This is a genomic window from Paraburkholderia phytofirmans OLGA172 (genome assembly GCF_001634365.1).
Taxonomy (GTDB): domain Bacteria; phylum Pseudomonadota; class Gammaproteobacteria; order Burkholderiales; family Burkholderiaceae; genus Paraburkholderia.
Window position 1 is genome coordinate 339,479 of sequence record NZ_CP014578.1, and the last position, 15,985, is coordinate 355,463.

Annotated in this window: 14 protein-coding genes; 9 read left to right on the forward strand and 5 right to left on the reverse strand. The window is 63.2% G+C overall.

Annotated features, from left to right (window positions below):
• The first annotated feature begins 10 nt into the window (after window positions 1–10).
• The 4 genes from AYM40_RS01500 to AYM40_RS01515 all read left to right on the forward strand — a co-directional run bounded on the left by AYM40_RS01500 (window position 11) and on the right by AYM40_RS01515 (window position 3,771).
• On the forward strand, window positions 11–1,120 hold the full coding sequence (locus AYM40_RS01500) for a COX15/CtaA family protein (RefSeq protein ID WP_063494658.1): 1,110 nt from the start codon (window positions 11–13) through the stop codon (window positions 1,118–1,120).
• 6 nt (window positions 1,121–1,126) lie between these two features.
• Window positions 1,127–2,032, forward strand: coding sequence for a heme o synthase (gene cyoE, locus AYM40_RS01505; protein WP_063494659.1), 906 nt, complete (start codon window positions 1,127–1,129; stop codon window positions 2,030–2,032).
• A 5-nt stretch (window positions 2,033–2,037) separates the two neighbouring features.
• Window positions 2,038–2,667, forward strand: a complete 630-nt coding sequence (locus AYM40_RS01510; protein ID WP_063494660.1) for an SCO family protein — start codon at window positions 2,038–2,040, stop codon at window positions 2,665–2,667.
• Between the two features lie 291 nt (window positions 2,668–2,958).
• Entirely contained in the window at window positions 2,959–3,771 is an 813-nt protein-coding gene (locus tag AYM40_RS01515; protein WP_063494661.1) for a MetQ/NlpA family ABC transporter substrate-binding protein, read from the forward strand.
• 37 nt (window positions 3,772–3,808) lie between these two features.
• Here AYM40_RS01515 and AYM40_RS01520 read toward each other — a convergent pair whose 3' ends face one another.
• A complete protein-coding gene (locus AYM40_RS01520; RefSeq protein WP_063494662.1) occupies window positions 3,809–4,735 on the reverse strand; it encodes a bifunctional helix-turn-helix transcriptional regulator/GNAT family N-acetyltransferase in 927 nt (308 codons plus the stop codon).
• A gap of 372 nt (window positions 4,736–5,107) precedes the next feature.
• Here AYM40_RS01520 and AYM40_RS01525 point away from each other — a divergent pair, with 372 nt between their 5' ends.
• The 5 genes from AYM40_RS01525 (at window position 5,108) to nagE (ending at window position 12,515) form a co-directional block, all read left to right on the forward strand.
• A complete protein-coding gene (locus AYM40_RS01525; protein WP_063494663.1) occupies window positions 5,108–5,842 on the forward strand; it encodes a GntR family transcriptional regulator in 735 nt (244 codons plus the stop codon).
• Between the two features lie 96 nt (window positions 5,843–5,938).
• Entirely contained in the window at window positions 5,939–7,042 is a 1,104-nt protein-coding gene (gene nagA / locus AYM40_RS01530; RefSeq protein WP_063494664.1) for an N-acetylglucosamine-6-phosphate deacetylase, read from the forward strand.
• Window positions 7,035–8,042 (forward strand): SIS domain-containing protein, encoded by a 1,008-nt coding sequence (locus AYM40_RS01535; protein WP_063494665.1) that lies wholly within the window; start codon window positions 7,035–7,037, stop codon window positions 8,040–8,042. The genes nagA and AYM40_RS01535 overlap by 8 nt, the downstream gene beginning before the upstream one ends.
• Window positions 8,043–8,053: 11 nt before the next feature.
• Complete coding sequence (ptsP, locus tag AYM40_RS01540; RefSeq protein WP_148662076.1) at window positions 8,054–10,645, forward strand: phosphoenolpyruvate--protein phosphotransferase; 2,592 nt, start codon at window positions 8,054–8,056, stop codon at window positions 10,643–10,645.
• 97 nt (window positions 10,646–10,742) lie between these two features.
• Window positions 10,743–12,515, forward strand: a complete 1,773-nt coding sequence (nagE, locus tag AYM40_RS01545) for an N-acetylglucosamine-specific PTS transporter subunit IIBC (RefSeq protein ID WP_063494667.1) — start codon at window positions 10,743–10,745, stop codon at window positions 12,513–12,515.
• Between the two features lie 147 nt (window positions 12,516–12,662).
• On the opposite strand, the gene cydX is transcribed toward nagE, so the two are convergent.
• The 4 genes from cydX to cydP are packed head-to-tail and all read right to left on the reverse strand — an operon-like array spanning window position 12,663 to window position 15,818.
• A complete protein-coding gene (gene cydX, locus AYM40_RS01550; RefSeq protein ID WP_063494668.1) occupies window positions 12,663–12,779 on the reverse strand; it encodes a cytochrome bd-I oxidase subunit CydX in 117 nt (38 codons plus the stop codon).
• A gap of 28 nt (window positions 12,780–12,807) precedes the next feature.
• The gene (gene cydB / locus AYM40_RS01555; protein ID WP_063494669.1) at window positions 12,808–13,944 is read right to left on the reverse strand and encodes a cytochrome d ubiquinol oxidase subunit II; all 1,137 of its coding nucleotides are present in this window, start codon (window positions 13,942–13,944) and stop codon (window positions 12,808–12,810) included.
• Window positions 13,945–13,978: 34 nt separating this feature from the next.
• Window positions 13,979–15,568: a cytochrome ubiquinol oxidase subunit I gene (locus AYM40_RS01560; protein WP_063494670.1), complete on the reverse strand. Its 1,590-nt coding sequence runs from the start codon at window positions 15,566–15,568 to the stop codon at window positions 13,979–13,981.
• Entirely contained in the window at window positions 15,558–15,818 is a 261-nt protein-coding gene (cydP, locus tag AYM40_RS01565; protein ID WP_063494671.1) for a cytochrome oxidase putative small subunit CydP, read from the reverse strand. The genes AYM40_RS01560 and cydP overlap by 11 nt, the downstream gene beginning before the upstream one ends.
• Between the last annotated feature and the right edge of the window lie 167 nt (window positions 15,819–15,985).

Genomic DNA, 15,985 nt, shown 5'->3' on the forward strand with positions numbered 1-15,985 from the left:
GGTAAGAAAGATGTTCGTATTGCAACTGGCCCTGATTGGCCTGTGTATCGCGTTGTTGCCGCTGTCCTATGTGTGGGTCAAGGCCGACGACAACAAATTCCGCAAGCTGGTGTGGCTCACCACCTTCCTGACGCTGGACTTGGTGATGTTCGGCGGCTTTACGCGTCTCACCGATTCCGGTCTCGGCTGCCCGGACTGGCCCGGTTGCTATGGCACGTCGTCGCCGTTCATCGCACACGCCGCGATTACCGCCGCGCATCAATTGATGCCCACCGGCCCTGTCAGCATGACGAAAGCCTGGATCGAGATGATCCACCGTTACTTCGCGATGGCGATCGGCGTGCTGATCATTGCGCAGACGTTGATTGCGTGGACTGCACGGTTCAAGCGCCGTCCGCTGCATGTGTCGCCGTGGTGGCCGACTTCGCTGCTGCTGCTGATTCTCGTGCAGGGCGCATTCGGCGCGTGGACCGTGACCCTGAAATTGCAACCGATCATCGTCACGACCCATCTGCTGCTCGGTCTCGCGTTGCTCGGCACGCTCGGTTGGCTGGCTGCGCGCCAAACGCCGCTGCCGGCTTATGAGCCCGAAGCCGCGCGCTGGCGTGCGGCGGCGATCGCCGGGTTGGCGCTGCTGATCGTGCAGATCGCATTGGGCGGTTGGGTCAGCACCAACTACGCGGTGCTGGCCTGCACGGACTTCCCGACCTGCAACGGCCAATGGGTTCCGCCGATGGACTTCGCGCACGGCTTCCACTTATGGCGCGCACTCGGCATGACCGGCGACGGCGACATGATCACGCAAGATGCGCTGGTCGCCATTCACTGGACACACCGCACGTTCGCGATCGTCGTGGTCGCGTATCTGGTGTGGTTGGCGCTGAAACTGCGCCGTTTCGAGTCGCTGCGGCGGCCGGCAAACGGCGTGTTGCTGGTAGGGTTGGTCCAGTTCGTCACCGGTCTGTCGAACATCGTCCTGCAATGGCCGTTGCCCATTGCCGTCGCGCATAACGGCGGGGCCGCAATCCTGCTGCTTCTGCTCGTTATGTTAAACTTTCGGATCGCTTCTAGCCGTCCCGGCCGCGCCGCGTTGCCTGCGCGCGATGCCGCGCCAGCGTGACCTCACATGGACAGCACAACTCTCTCCCAAACACCCGGCAGCCGGGTCTCCCAGTACATCGCGCTGACAAAGCCGCGCGTCACGCAGCTCGCTGTGTTCTGCGCAGTCATCGGCATGTTTCTGTCAACGCCCGGCATGGTGCCGTGGACCGTCCTGATCGGCGGCACCGTCGGCATCTGGTTGCTGGCCGGTGCGGCGTTCGCCATCAATTGCCTTGTCGAACAGAAGATCGACGCGAAGATGCGTCGCACGTCCTGGCGCCCGTCCGCGCGCGGCGAAATCACCACCGCGCAGATCCTGCTGTTTTCGGCGGTGCTCGGCGGCCTCGGCATGTGGACGCTCTATACGTTCGCCAATCCGCTGACCATGTGGCTCACGCTCGCCACCTTCGTCGGCTATGCGGTCATCTATACGCTGCTGCTCAAACCGGCCACGCCGCAGAACATTGTGATCGGCGGCGCGTCAGGCGCGATGCCGCCGGCGCTTGGCTGGGCCGCCGTCACCGGTCATGTGCCGGGCGACGCATGGATTCTCGTGCTGATCATTTTCGTGTGGACGCCGCCGCATTTCTGGGCGCTCGCACTGTATCGCCGTAAAGACTACGAAAATGCCGGTCTGCCGATGCTGCCGAATACGCACGGCGAAAAGTACACGCGCCTGCATATTCTGCTGTACACCGTGATCCTGTTCGCGGTCACGATGATGCCGTTCATCTCCAGCATGAGCGGTGCGGTGTACCTCGTGGCGGCAGTGTTGCTCGGCGCCGTGTTCCTCGCGTATGCGTGGAAGATCTACTTGGAATATTCCGACGACCTGGCGCGCAGGACCTTCCGTTACTCGATCGTTTATTTGTCGCTGCTCTTCGCCGCGCTGTTGATCGACCACTATGCGCGCGTCGTGATCGGCGCATAACCCCCATGCTTACACAACGTTTTGTGCGCACGGCGCGTGCCGCCGCGCGTGTCACCGTGATCGCTTGTGTGCTCGGCGGCGCGCTGCTGGTGGCGGGTTGCGGCAAGCAGCCGCCGGCGTTCCAGAACCTCGACATCACCGGCAACACGCAATTCGGGAGCAACTTTTCGCTGCCCGACACGTCCGGCAAAGTCCGCACGATGGCGGACTACAAGGGCAAGGTGGTGGTGCTGTTCTTCGGCTACACGCACTGCCCGGACGTTTGCCCGACCACGATGGCCGAGCTTTCGCAAGCTCTCCAGCAACTTGGCCCGGAAGACGCGAAACGCGTGCAGGTGCTGTTCGTCACTGTCGATCCCGACCGCGACACGCCGGCCCTGCTCGCGCAATATGTGCCCGCGTTCAATCCGGCGTTCGTCGGCTTGCGTCCGGCGGACCAGGCGCAACTCACGAAGATCACGAAAGACTTCCGCGTCTACTACGCGAAAGTGCCGGGCAAGACGCCCGATAGCTACACGATGGACCACACGGCGGCGAGCTATGTGTTCGACACGGACGGCAAGCTGCGTCTGTTCGCGCGCGATGGCCAGGGCGCCACGCCGTGGGTGCACGATATCAAGCTGCTGCTCGATTGATGTATTGATTCAGACGGGCGCGTGCGTCTGCCGCGTGCCCATATTCAATTCCCTTCGCTGTCGTCCTCAAGCCGGGATCGGCAAATTCATTCCCGGCGCTAGCCGCGTCGTCTTGAAAGCGTGTTTTGCGTGAACGCCGCCGCTCAATACGCATAACGATATGCAATCGTGATATTTCCCATCTCGCTGGGCATATGAGACCATTTGCGGTCCAGTTGGCGGCGCGTCCACAAGATGTCGGCCGCCGGCTTCCACCCGAATCTGACATCGATCAGAAAAAGCGAGAATGACATGCAGCGCAGAAACATCCTCAAAGCCCTCTCGGCAGTGATCGCCGGGGCGGCGTTCGTCACCAGCTTCGGCGCACACGCCGACGACAAGGTCATCAAGGTCGGCACCATCGGTGGCCCGGACGCGCAAATCTGGGAAGTCGTCACGAAAGTGGCGAAGCGCGAAGGTCTGAATGTGAAGGTCGTCGAATTCAACGACTACGTACAGCCGAACGCCGCGCTCGACGCAGGCGACCTGGACGCCAACAGCTTCCAGCACCAGCCGTACCTCGACAGCCAGATCAAACAACGCGGCTACAAGATCGTCAATGCCGGCCTGACGTACATTTCGCCGCTCGGTATCTATTCGAAGAAGCTGAAGTCGCTGAAGGATCTGGCGCAAGGCGCGAAGATCGCGGTGCCGAACGATCCGTCGAACGAGAACCGTGCGCTGCTGCTGTTGCAGGCGCAAGGCGTGATCAAGCTGAAGGCGGGCGCGGGCACGAACGGCAATAACGCCACGCCGCTCGACGTCGCGGAGAATCCGAAGAAGATCAAGCTGGTCGAACTCGACGCTGCGCAACTGCCGCGCTCGCTGTCGGATGTCGACGTGGCCGCGATCAACACGAACTTCGCGCTGTCGGCCGGTCTGCTGCCGACCAAAGACGCGATCGCGCTCGAAGACATCCACAGCCCGTACGCGAACCTGATCGCCGTGCGCGCGCAGGACAAGGACAAGCCATGGGTCAAGAAGCTGGTCGCGGCTTACCAGTCGGAAGACGTGCGCCAGTTCATCAAGACGCAGTTCAAGGGTTCGATGGTGCCGTCGTTCTAAGCTGCGGTTCGCTCTCGCGCGCATCCCACGCCCGATCCTACAGCTCCAACTCCCATCGCTCGAGCATCAGATCCTTGCCGAAGCGCCGCTCCGCCGTCGTGCGAGCGAGCCGGAAGCCGGCACGCTCGCATAGCCGCCGCGGCTCCTTGAGCGTGCTGGCCGTGGTCAGCGTGAGTTTGGTGTACCCCGCGCGCCGGGCGAACCGCACGCATTCACTCAGCAGTTGCGTGCCGATCCCAAGACGCTGCACGTCCGGTTCGACCCATAGGAGCCGCACGCCTGCCACTGTCGTCGAGATTCCTACGATGCACACCGAGCCGACCACCATGCCTTCCTGATCGGCAACCCAGCACATCTCGCGCACCGGATCGCCGCGTTGCGAGTAGTCGGCGACGACGCGCGAAAGCAAGCCTTCGAACGATTGGTCCCAGCCGTGTTGCGCGGCGAACCACTGCGCCTGCCGATGCACGAGCCAGCCGCAGTCGCCGGCGCGTGGTTGGCGAAGGGTCACGAGTTCGTGCTTCGGCTTGCTGTCGAGCAGCCGCTCGATCACTTTCATCGCGGTGATCAACTGTTCCTGGGAGAGCGCAGTCAGTCCGTTCAGCAGTGCCGATACTTCTTCGATCGCTGCTGTATCAAGCGGTGCGTAGGCCGTGTGGCCGTCGTCGGTGAGGGCAATCAGCGACTGGCGCGCGTCCGAGTCGGACGGGCGCCGCGTAATCAGGCTGCGTCGTTCGAAGCTGGTTAGAAGGCGGCTGAGGTAGCCGCTGTCGAGGCCGAGATTGCGCCCGAGCACCGAAGCCGTCTGCGCGCGTCCGGTGGACAGTTCATGCAGAACGCGCACTTCCGTCAGCGAGAAGGCGCTCTTGGGCAAATGCTCATGCAGAGCGCCGATGCGCTGGGTATAGAAGCGGTTGAAATGGCGGACGGCCTGAGCCAGCCGCAGCGCCTCGGAATCTGTCAAATGCTGCTCCCCGGGGAATTTTTATGGCTTGCTACACAGCACTATATTGGAACGAAACCCATTAAAAAAGCAGCGCGGCTAAGGAGCACATCAAATTGGTATCAGAAAGGTATCGATTTTAGGCCACGCCGACAGCCGGGAAGAGAACCAATGTGGACCATGCACCCGTCGTCTGGTATCTCGAATACGGGTAAATCCCGATCCCTGCAAAGCGTCCTTCCGCGCCCCCAAATCACGCTGTGAAGCTTATCCAGCAAGGCTTTCCGCGAATCATGCCGGCATGGGACCAGTTGATTGACTGGTATTATGTTGGTTATATAATGGGCTCTTATTTTCGTAGGCCGCATTCTTCGAGACGACCGCCGGAGCCCCATGGAAACTCGCTGGTCCGCACTGATGCCCGACGCTCGCAACGTCACGCCGCTCTATCTGCAGCTTGCGCGCAATCTGGCGACGGCGATCCACTGCGGCGTGTGGTCGGCGGGTGAAGCACTGCCTTCGGAGCGCACGCTCTCGGATGCGATCGGCGTGTCGCGCATCACCGCGCGCAAGGCGATCGCGCTGCTGGTCGAGCAAGGCCTGATCCGGCGGGCGCGGGGCGCGGGCAGCTTCATTACGCCGCGCGTCGAAGATCCGTTGTCGCGGCTCACTGGCTTCACGAAGAAGATGCAGCAACGCGGCTTCCGGCCGGATTCGGTGTGGCTCGAGCGCGATATCCGCGCTGCCAACCGTGATGAGCTGGTCCACCTCGGCCTGTCACCCGGCGCGGTGGTGACGAGTCTGCGGCGCCTGCGGCGCGCGGACGGCATCGTCATGGCGGTCGAGCATTCGGCGCTGCCCGCGGCGATCGTGCCCGATCCGCAGGCCATCGGCGTCTCGCTTTACAGCTATCTCGAACAACATGGCGCGGCCGTCGTGCGCGCCTTGCAGCACTTTCGCGCGGTCAATGCTTCGAGCGAGATCGCCTCGTTGATGGACATCGAACCGCGCTCGGCGCTGCTAGTCATTACCCGAATCGGGTATAGCGCGGACCAGCGTGCGATCGAACTGACCGATACCTATTGCCGCGACGATTACTACGATTTTGTCGCTGAATTGCGCACCTGATCGGCGCGCCTGAGAGGCTGCGCGGCCCGCCGTCACGTGCGGCTCGATCGAACGCAATTCAGTCACACCCCGCATTACGCCTCACCAGAGAGACTCATGCTGACCGGAAACATACTCACCACCGACGGGTGGATTCACGGCACGCTCGAATACGAAAACGGCCGCATCACGGCGCTGACCGGCGAACGCAGCGATCCGTCGAAGAACGACGCGCCGTACATCCTGCCTGGCTTTATCGATCTGCACGTGCATGGCGGCGGCGGCGCCGACGTGATGGAAAGCGGCGACGCGATCGAAACCATTACCCGCACGCATGCGCGTTACGGTACGACTAGCCTGCTCGCCACCACGATGACCGCGCCGCGCGACGAGCTGATGAGTGTCGTCGCAGGGCTGGGCAACAACGCGCGCATTCGCACGCCAGGCGGTGCGCGCGTGCTCGGCGTCCATCTGGAAGGTCCGTACATCAACCCCGGTAAGCTCGGCGCGCAGCCCGACGCCGCCGTTTCGGCGGTGATGGACGAAGTGCTGAAATATCTGTCGATCGCGCCGATTCGCGTGGTCACGCTGGCGCCGGAAATCGCCGGCCATATGGAGATCATCTCCGAGATGGCGGCGCGCGGCGTGCGTGTGCAGCTCGGCCATTCGCTCGGCACTTACGACGACGCCGTCGCCGCGCTCAAGCATGGCGCCTGCGGCTTCACGCATCTGTTCAACGCGATGTCGCCGCTGCATCACCGCAATCCCGGTCTTGTCGGCGCCGCGCTCGCGCACGCCGAATTCGCCGAAATCATTCCCGACCTGCTGCACGTTCATCCGGGCGCAATCCGCGCCGCGTTGCGCGCGATTCCGCGTCTCTACGTCGTGACGGACAGCACCTCGGCTACCGGCATGCCCGACGGCGAATACCGCCTCGGCAGCCAGCACGTGACGAAGTGCCTCGGCGGCGTGCGTCTTGCCGACGGCACGCTCGCCGGCAGCACCCTGACGATGGATCAGGCGCTGCGCAATCTCGTCTCGATCGGCTTGCCGATCGCCGATGTTTCAAACCGTTTGTCGCGCTACGCCGCCGACTACCTAGGCATCGAAGACCGCGGCCGCATTGCGCGCGGCGCGTGGGCCGATGTGGTCGTGTTCGATCGTGAACTGGCGTTGACCGCGACATACGTCGAAGGAGAAGCAATTGTCGAATATGCTTAACGAGGCGCTGGCGTCCGCTGAAACGGTCGCCGCGCAACTCGCGGAACCCTCGCGCGTCGAGGCGCTGGCGGCTAAGCTCGCCAGGCAACCGCGCCATGTCGCGCTGACGGTCGCGCGTGGCAGCTCGGATCACGCAGCGAGTTACTTCGCAAGCCTGACGATGAGCCGCCTCGGCCTGCCGGTCGCCTCGCTGCCGATGTCGGTTGCGACGCTCCAGCAAGCGCCGCTGCAGGTGCGCGATCAGCTTGCGCTGGCGTTCTCGCAATCGGGTAAGAGCCCGGATCTGGTCGGCACGATGGAAGCGTTGCGCCGGGCCGGCGCGTTGACCGTGGCCGCCGTGAATGCGCCGAGCTCGCCGCTGGCCGACGCTTGCGAATTTCACCTGCCGCTCATGGCCGGTCCGGAACTGAGCGTCGCGGCGACCAAGAGTTACATCGCCATGCTGTCGATCTCCGCGCAACTGGTCGCGCACTGGCAGAAGGACGACGCGCTGCTCGGCGCGCTGAACACGCTGCCCGACGCACTGCAAGCCGCTGGCAAGCTCGACTGGTCGAACGCGGTGGATGAACTGCGTGGCATCGAACGCATGATTGTGATCGGCCGCGGTCTGGGTCTCGCGATCGCGCAGGAAGCCGCGCTGAAATTGAAAGAGACCTCCGGCATTCAGGCGGAAGCGTTTTCGAGCGCGGAAGTGCGGCACGGTCCGATGGAACTGATCGACCGCGACTATCCGCTGTTGGTCTTCGCACCGCGCGGTCCCGAGCAAGCCGGCTTGCTGCAACTCGCGCGCGACATGCAGGCGCGCGGCGCCCGCGTGCTGCTCGCCGCACCGGCCGACGTGCCGGAAGCGACGCTGCCGCTCGCTACCACCGCTCATGCGGCGCTCGACCCGATCGCCGCGATCCTGTCCTTTTACGTGATGGCAGCCGGCCTTGCCGCCGCGCGCGGGCGCAATCCTGATTCGCCACGCCATCTCAACAAAGTCACCGAAACTCACTGACGAGAAATCAGATGCGACGTGTCGAGGAGTCCCGCTTGATGAGCCATTCTGAAGGCCATATTGTTTTGCTCGCGCCGATGACCGGTCCGGTCGTACCGCTGGCGAACGTGCCCGACCCTGTGTTTTCGGGCGGCATGTTCGGTGACGGCATCGGCATCGATCCGCTCGAGGGGCGACTCGTCGCACCGTGCGACGGCATCATCACCCATCTTGCGCGCACCGGCCACGCGGTCACGCTCGCGACGGCCGAAGGTGTGGAGATTCTGCTGCACATCGGTATCGACACGGTCGAGCTGAATGGCAAGGGCTTTGCGCCGATGGTCGCGCAAGGTGCCCACGTGCGAACGGGGGAAGTGCTGATCGAATTCGATCAGGATCAGGTCGCGCTGAATGCGCCAAGTCTCGTCTCGGTGATCGCAATTGCCAATTCGGATGCGTTCGAGATTGTCGAGCGTGCGCAGGACGGCATGTTGACGGCAGGTGAAACGCCGTTGCTGATGCTGCGCGCTCGCGGCGGCGAGGCGGCGCACGCAGCGCGCGAGGCGAGCGCCACCAACGTAACCGAGGAAGCCCGTCAACAAGTCACGCTGGTCCACGCAGGCGGTCTGCATGCGCGGCCGGCGGCGCGCGCTCGTGAAGCGGCGCGCGGTTTCGATGCGCGCGTCGAAGTGCGTTACGAAGGGCGTAAGGCTGCGATCGAGAGCGTGGTCGGTTTGCTCGGTCTCGGCGCAGGCGAAGGGGCGACTGTCGAGTTGCTCGGCGTCGGCCCGCAGGCCAAAGCCGCGATCGAAGCGATCGCCCACGAATTGACGCGGGAAGCGCACGGCGAAGTCGAAGAAAAGCCGGCGCGACAAAGTTCACCGGCGCCGCAAGCGATTGCGTATGCGGCGAACGAAGCGCTTGCGCCGAATATGCTCGCGGGTGTGTGCGCGTCGCCGGGCGTCGCGGTCGGCAAGCTGGTGCGCTGGGATGACGCGGATATCGATCCGCCGGAAAAGGCGAACGGCACGTCGGCGGCTGAAAGCCGATTGCTCGACAAGGCGATTGCCACCGTCGACGCCGACCTCGGTACCACCGTGCGCGATGCGTCGCAACGCGGTGCGGTGGGTGAGGCGGGTATTTTCGCGGTGCATCGAGTCCTCCTCGAAGATCCCACGCTGGTCGACGCCGCGCGCGATCTGATCAGCCTCGGCAAGAGCGCCGGCTTTGCGTGGCGCGAAGCGATCCGCGCACAGATCGCCATCCTGACGAAGATCGAAGACGCATTGCTCGCGGAACGTGCCACCGATCTGCGCGACATCGAAAAGCGCGTATTGCGCGCGCTCGGTTATTCGAATGCTGCGGCACGCACGCTGCCGGAAGAAGCTGTGCTGGCGGCTGAAGAGTTCACCCCGTCGGATTTGTCGTCGCTGGATCGCACGCGCGTCACCGCGCTGGTGATGGCGCGTGGCGGTGCCACTTCGCATGCGGCGATTCTTGCTCGCCAGGCCGGCATTCCGGCGCTGGTGGCAGTCGGCGACGCATTGCACGCGATCCCCGAAGGTACGCAAGTGGTGGTGAACGCCACCACCGGCCGCCTCGAATTCGCTCCAACCGAACTCGACATCGAACGCGCGCGTCTGGAGCGCAGTCGCTTGGCCGGCGTACGCGAAGCGAACCGCCGCACGTCGCAGCAGGCGGCCGTGACTTCCGATGGCCGCGCGATCGAAGTCGCCGCGAACATTGCCACGCTCGACGATGCGAAAACCGCTGTCGACAACGGCGCCGATTCAGTCGGCCTGCTGCGCACCGAACTGCTGTTCATCCACCGCGCCGCCGCGCCGACCATCGACGAACATCGCCAGAGCTACCAGGCCATCGTCGATGCACTGAGCGGCCGCACCGCGATCATTCGCACGCTGGACGTCGGCGCGGACAAGGAAGTCGACTACCTGACGCTGCCGCCCGAACCGAATCCGGCGCTCGGCCTGCGCGGCATTCGCCTCGCACAAGTGCGCCCGGATCTGCTGGACGATCAGTTGCGCGGTCTGCTCGCGGTGCAACCGCTCGGCGCCGTACGCATCCTGCTGCCGATGGTGACGGATGTCGGTGAATTGATCCGCATCCGCAAACGCATCGACGAATTCGCCCTTGAATCGGGCCGTACCGAACCGATCGAAGTCGGCGTGATGATCGAAGTGCCATCAGCGGCGCTGCTTGCCGATCAACTGTCGCAACACGCGGATTTCCTGTCGATCGGCACCAACGATCTGACGCAATACACGCTCGCCATGGACCGTTGCCAGGCCGACCTCGCGGCGCAGGCTGACGGCTTGCATCCGGCGGTCCTGCGCCTGATCGCAGCGACCGTGCAGGGCGCCAACAAGCATGGCAAATGGGTCGGCGTCTGCGGCGCACTGGCGGGCGATCCGCTGGCCATGCCGCTGCTCGTCGGTCTCGGCGTGACCGAGCTCTCGGTGGATCCGGTGTCGGTGCCGGGCATCAAGGCGCGAGTGCGCAACCTCGATTATCAGTTGTGCCGTCAACGCGCCCAGGATGCCCTGGCGCTCGAATCGGCGCAGGCGGTAAGAGCAGTGAGCCGCGAAACCTGGCCATTGGACTGAACCCTGCACAGTCCGCAACCAGCTTCGCATAGTCAGGACGTAGAGCGACAAAACTTAACGACGACAGTCGACAACGAGACATGGATTGGAGGTGTCAATGGATGGGAATCCGTTTCTGAAGATTCAGCGCCTGGGCCGGGCGCTGATGCTGCCGATTGCAGTGCTGCCGGTTGCCGGCCTGCTGCTGCGATTGGGCCAACCCGATGTGTTCAACATCAAGATGATCGCCGACGCCGGCGGCGCGATCTTCGACAACCTGCCGTTGCTGTTCGCAATCGGCGTGGCGGTCGGCTTCGCGAAAGACAACAACGGCGTAGCAGGTCTCGCGGGTGCGATCGGTTATCTGATCGAAGTCGCGGTGATGAAGGACATCAACGACAAGCTCAACATGGGCGTGTTGTCCGGGATCGTGGCGGGTATCGTCGCGGGCCTGCTGTACAACAGGTACAAAGACATCAAGCTGCCCGACTACCTCGCATTCTTCGGAGGGAAACGCTTCGTGCCGATTGTCACCGGCGTGGTCTGTCTGGCGATAGGCATTGTGTTCGGTTACGTATGGCAGCCGGTGCAAGGCGTGATCGACACGGCCGGCCATTGGCTGACGACCGCGGGTGCGCTCGGCGCGTTCGTGTTCGGTGTGCTGAACCGCTTGCTGCTCGTCACGGGTCTGCATCACATCCTCAATTCGCTGACGTGGTTCGTGTTTGGCACCTTCACGCCCCCGGGCGGCGTCGCGGTGACGGGCGACCTGCATCGCTTCTTCGCAGGCGACCCGACTGCGGGCACATTCATGACGGGCTTTTTCCCGATCATGATGTTTGGCTTGCCAGCCGCATGTCTCGCGATGTACCACGAGGCACCGAAAGAGCGCCGCGCGATGGTGTTTGGCCTGCTGGCGTCGATGGCGCTCACCTCGTTCCTGACGGGCGTGACCGAGCCGATCGAATTCAGCTTCATGTTTCTTGCGCCGGTGCTGTACGCGATCCACGCGGTGCTGACGGGCTTGTCGCTGGCAATCTGTTCGGCGCTCGGGATTCATCTCGGCTTCACCTTCTCGGCTGGCTTTATCGACTACGTGCTGAACTACGGCCTGTCGACCAAGGGCTGGTGGGCGATTCCCCTCGGACTCGTGTACTCGGTGGTGTACTACGGCCTGTTCCGCCTCTTCATCCGCAAGTTCAACATGGCGACGCCGGGCCGCGAACCCGCCGCCGAAGACGAACAGATCGAGTCGTTCACGGCTGGCGGTTTTGTTTCGCCGGTGGCGGGTGCCGCCATGCCGCGCGCGCAGCGTTATATTGCTGCGCTGGGTGGCGCGTCGAACCTGTCGGTGGTGGATGCGTGCACGACGCGCCTGCGTCTGTCGGTGGTCGATGCCAACAAGGTTTCGGAAGGCGAACTGAAGACGATCGGCGCGCGTGGCGTGCTCAAGCGCGGCTCGACCAACGTGCAGGTGATCATCGGGCCGGAAGCGGACATCATCGCCGACGAAATCCGCACGGTGATCGCACAAGGCGGTGGCGATGCTGTGAAGCCGGTGGCTGCGGCTGCTGTCGCTGCGGCTCCTGTGGCGGCTGCAAGCGGTGCTCAGAGCGGTCCGCTCGACCCGGATCCGCTGCATTGGCTCGCCGTGTTCGGCGGCGCGGGCAACGTCGTGTCGCTGGACGCTGTGGCGGCAACGCGTCTGCGGATCGTGGTTCGCGATCCGTCGGCGGTCGATCGTCAATGTCTGGCTACGCTCGATACGGCGTGGGTCTCGGCGGATACGTTCCATATCGTAGTTGGCGACGCGGCCAAGCGCTACGCCGCGCAACTGGCCACGCGTCTGTCGACCGATACCGGTGCCGGAACGGAGCCGCAGCCCGCGTAGTGCAACGTTAAGGAGCGGCCAGCGCCGCTCCATTGCCGCGCTTATCTTCCGATGACGCGGTAAACGCAAAAGCGGCACCTTGATTCAAGGTGCCGCTTTTGCGTTTACCGGCTTGGACCTAACGGCGCGCGGCCGGCAACGGATGCATCAACGCGTCTTCTGCTTGCCCGCTTCTAAAGGCCGGCGCGATTCCAGCCACATCACGTTAATGATGCCGAACGCCAAAGCCACGCCAATGCCGAGAAGCCAACTGAAATACCACATCACAAACTCCTGTTAATCGTATTCCTGATCAATACATCGAATGATGATTTTCTTCGAGTGCCGCGGCGGTCACCTTGCCTCGCATCACGCGATACACCCAGCTCGTGTAGATCAGGATGATCGGCAGGAAGATGATCACGGCGATCAGCATGATCTGCAGCGTCATGCGGCTCGAGGTCGAATCCCACACGGTGAGACTGCTGCGGCCGTCGAGCGAGGAGGGCATGATGAACGGGAACATCGAGAAGCCCGCCGTCAGAATCACGCCGATGACCATCAGCGAGGTCGACAGGAAGGCGCTCTTTTCAAAGCGCGAGCGCGCCAGCAACAAGGCGAGTACGCCGCCGACGAGGCCGGCCGCCGGCGCGCTCACCATCCACGGATAGTTCGCGTAGTTGGTGAGCCAAAGACCGGGTGCGCCGATCACGTTCTTCAGCAACGGATTGGCAACCGTGTCGAGCGGCGCGGCGTCGACGATCTGGTAGCCGCCGATCATCGTGGCGATCAGTGCGCCGGCAAGCAGGAACAGCACCACGGTGGCGAACGAAGCAATCCGCAGCGCCAGCGAAGCACGCTCGGCGACGATGTCGTCCGCTTTCATCTTCACGAAGGCTGCGCCGTGCGCGGCCAGCATCGACACGCTAACCAGCCCGCACAGCACGGCGAACGGGTTGAGCAGCGCGAAGAAACTGCCGTGATATGTGACGCGCAGATCGGTGTCGAACGAGAACGGCACGCCTTGCAGCAGGTTGCCGAACGCCACGCCGAACACCAGCGCCGGTACGAAGCCACCGACAAACAGCGCCCAATCCCACGCGTTGCGCCAGCGCGGGTCTTCACGTTTGCTGCGGTAGTCGAAGCCGACTGGCCGGAAGAACAGTGAGAACAGCACCAGCAGCATCGCGAAGTAGAAGCCGGAGAACGATGCGGCGTACACCAGCGGCCACGCGGCGAACATCGCGCCGCCCGCTGTGATGAGCCACACCTGATTGCCTTCCCACGTCGCGCCGACCGTGTTCACGACGATGCGCCGCTCCGCGTCGGTCCTTGCGATGAACGGCAGCAGAATCGCCGCGCCCATGTCGAAGCCGTCGGTGAGCGCGAAGCCGATCAGCAGCACGCCGATCAACACCCACCAGATCAGTTTGAGGGTTGCGTAATCCATGATGAACTTTCCCTTGGAACAGAGTGGCGGCGAATCATGCGACCGTGTTGGTCGGCAGCGGCTGATTCAGCGGCTGTTCGTGGTGATAGCGCCCGGTGTGCAGCGACGAAGGTCCGAGTCGCGCGTACTTGAACATCAGCATGATTTCGATGATGAACAGCACCGTGTAGAACACGACGAAGCCGGCAATGCTCAGGTAGAGATCGCCTGGCGTCAGGCTCGAGGCGGACAATGCGGTCGGCAGAATGCCGGCAATGGTCCACGGTTGACGGCCGACTTCAGCGACGATCCAGCCGAATTCGGCAGCGAGCCACGGCAACGGAATCGCCCATACGGCCCAGCGCAGGAACCAGCGGCGCTTCTCCAGCAGCAGGGAGCGCTGCGCGCAGAACCAGAACGCCAGCACGAAGGTCGCAAGGAACAGGATGCCGAGGCCAACCATCAGGCGGAACGAGAAGAACACGGGCGCCACCGGCGGAATCGTCTTCTTGGCGGCCTGCGCAATCTGATCTGGCGTGGCATCGGTGACGTTCGGGGTGAACTGCTTGAGCATCAGGCCGTAGCCGAGATCCTGCTTGTGTGCGTCGAAGGCGGCTTTGGCTTCGTCCGTGGCGTCGCCTAGCTTCAGCTTTTGCAGTGCGGCGTAGGCGAGCATGCCGTTCTTGATGCGCACTTCGTTCTGCGCCATCAGGTCTTTCAGGCCGACCACCGGTTCGTCGATCGAGCGCGTGGCGATGAGGCCGAGCGCATACGGAATGCGGATCGCATAGTCGGTGCGCTCTTCCTTCTGGTTCGGAATGCCGATGATCGTGAACGGTGCGGGTGCGGGCGCCGTTTCCCATTCGGATTCGATGGCAGCCAGCTTGACCTGCTGAACTTCGCCGGTGCGGTAGCCGGACTCGTCGCCGAGCACGATCACGCACAACGTCGACGCCAGACCGAAGCCCGCGGCAATGGCGAACGAGCGCAAGGCGAATTCGGTGTCGCGGCGCTTCAGCAGATACCACGACGACACACCGAGCACGAACATTGAAGCCGTCACATAACCGGCCGATACGGTGTGCACGAACTTTACCTGCGCGACGGGGTTGAACAGCACCGAGAAGATGCTGTCGAGTTCCATGCGCATGGTCTGATAGTTGAAGGTGGCGCCGACCGGATTGTTCATCCAGCCGTTGGCCACCAGAATCCACAGCGCCGACAGGTTCGAACCGAGTGCGACGAGGAACGTGACGATCACGTGCTGCACTCTCGAGAGCCGCTTCCATCCGAAGAAAAACAGGCCGACGAAGGTCGACTCGAGGAAGAACGCCATCAAACCTTCAACGGCCAGCGGCACGCCGAAAATGTCGCCGACATAGTGCGAGTAGTACGACCAGTTGGTGCCGAACTGGAATTCCAGCGTGAGACCGGTGGTGACGCCCATCGCAAAATTGATGCCGAACAGCTTGCCCCAGAACTGGGTCATGTCTTTGTAGATCTGCTTGCCGGTCATCACATAAACGGACTCCATGATGACGAGCAGCCAGGACAGACCGAGCGTGAGCGGCACGAACAGAAAGTGATAAAGCGCCGTGATGGCGAACTGGAGGCGCGACAGTTCTACGACTTCGCTAACGGGCATGTTGATCACCTTGGGACTGATGCGAGGCAGGCACGGACAGCAGTGCCTGCGCGACTTGTTCAGGCGGCAGCGACATATGCTCCGCCTGCGGATGGTTGAAGAACGCGTATTTGAGCACCATCAGCAGTGCGAATTTGATGGTGAGGACGATGGCAATATCGCGCGCCAGCGTCGGACCGCGCACCCAGGCGGCGAGCCGTTTGCGCAGGCTCGAGCGAGGGTTGCTATGGCGATTCAGGGCTATGGTCATGATCGGTCGAAGGCGACTTCACACCGGGTTAACCGGCTGGATCCAGGCCGTTTCAGCGGTCTGGCGAGTGCATCCCGATTCTAGAAGCAAGGACCTTGCGCGCGTTAGTTCGGCGCTGCGGCATTGGGTCGCGAACGTCACCACGCGCGGACAGTATCGCTACGAGG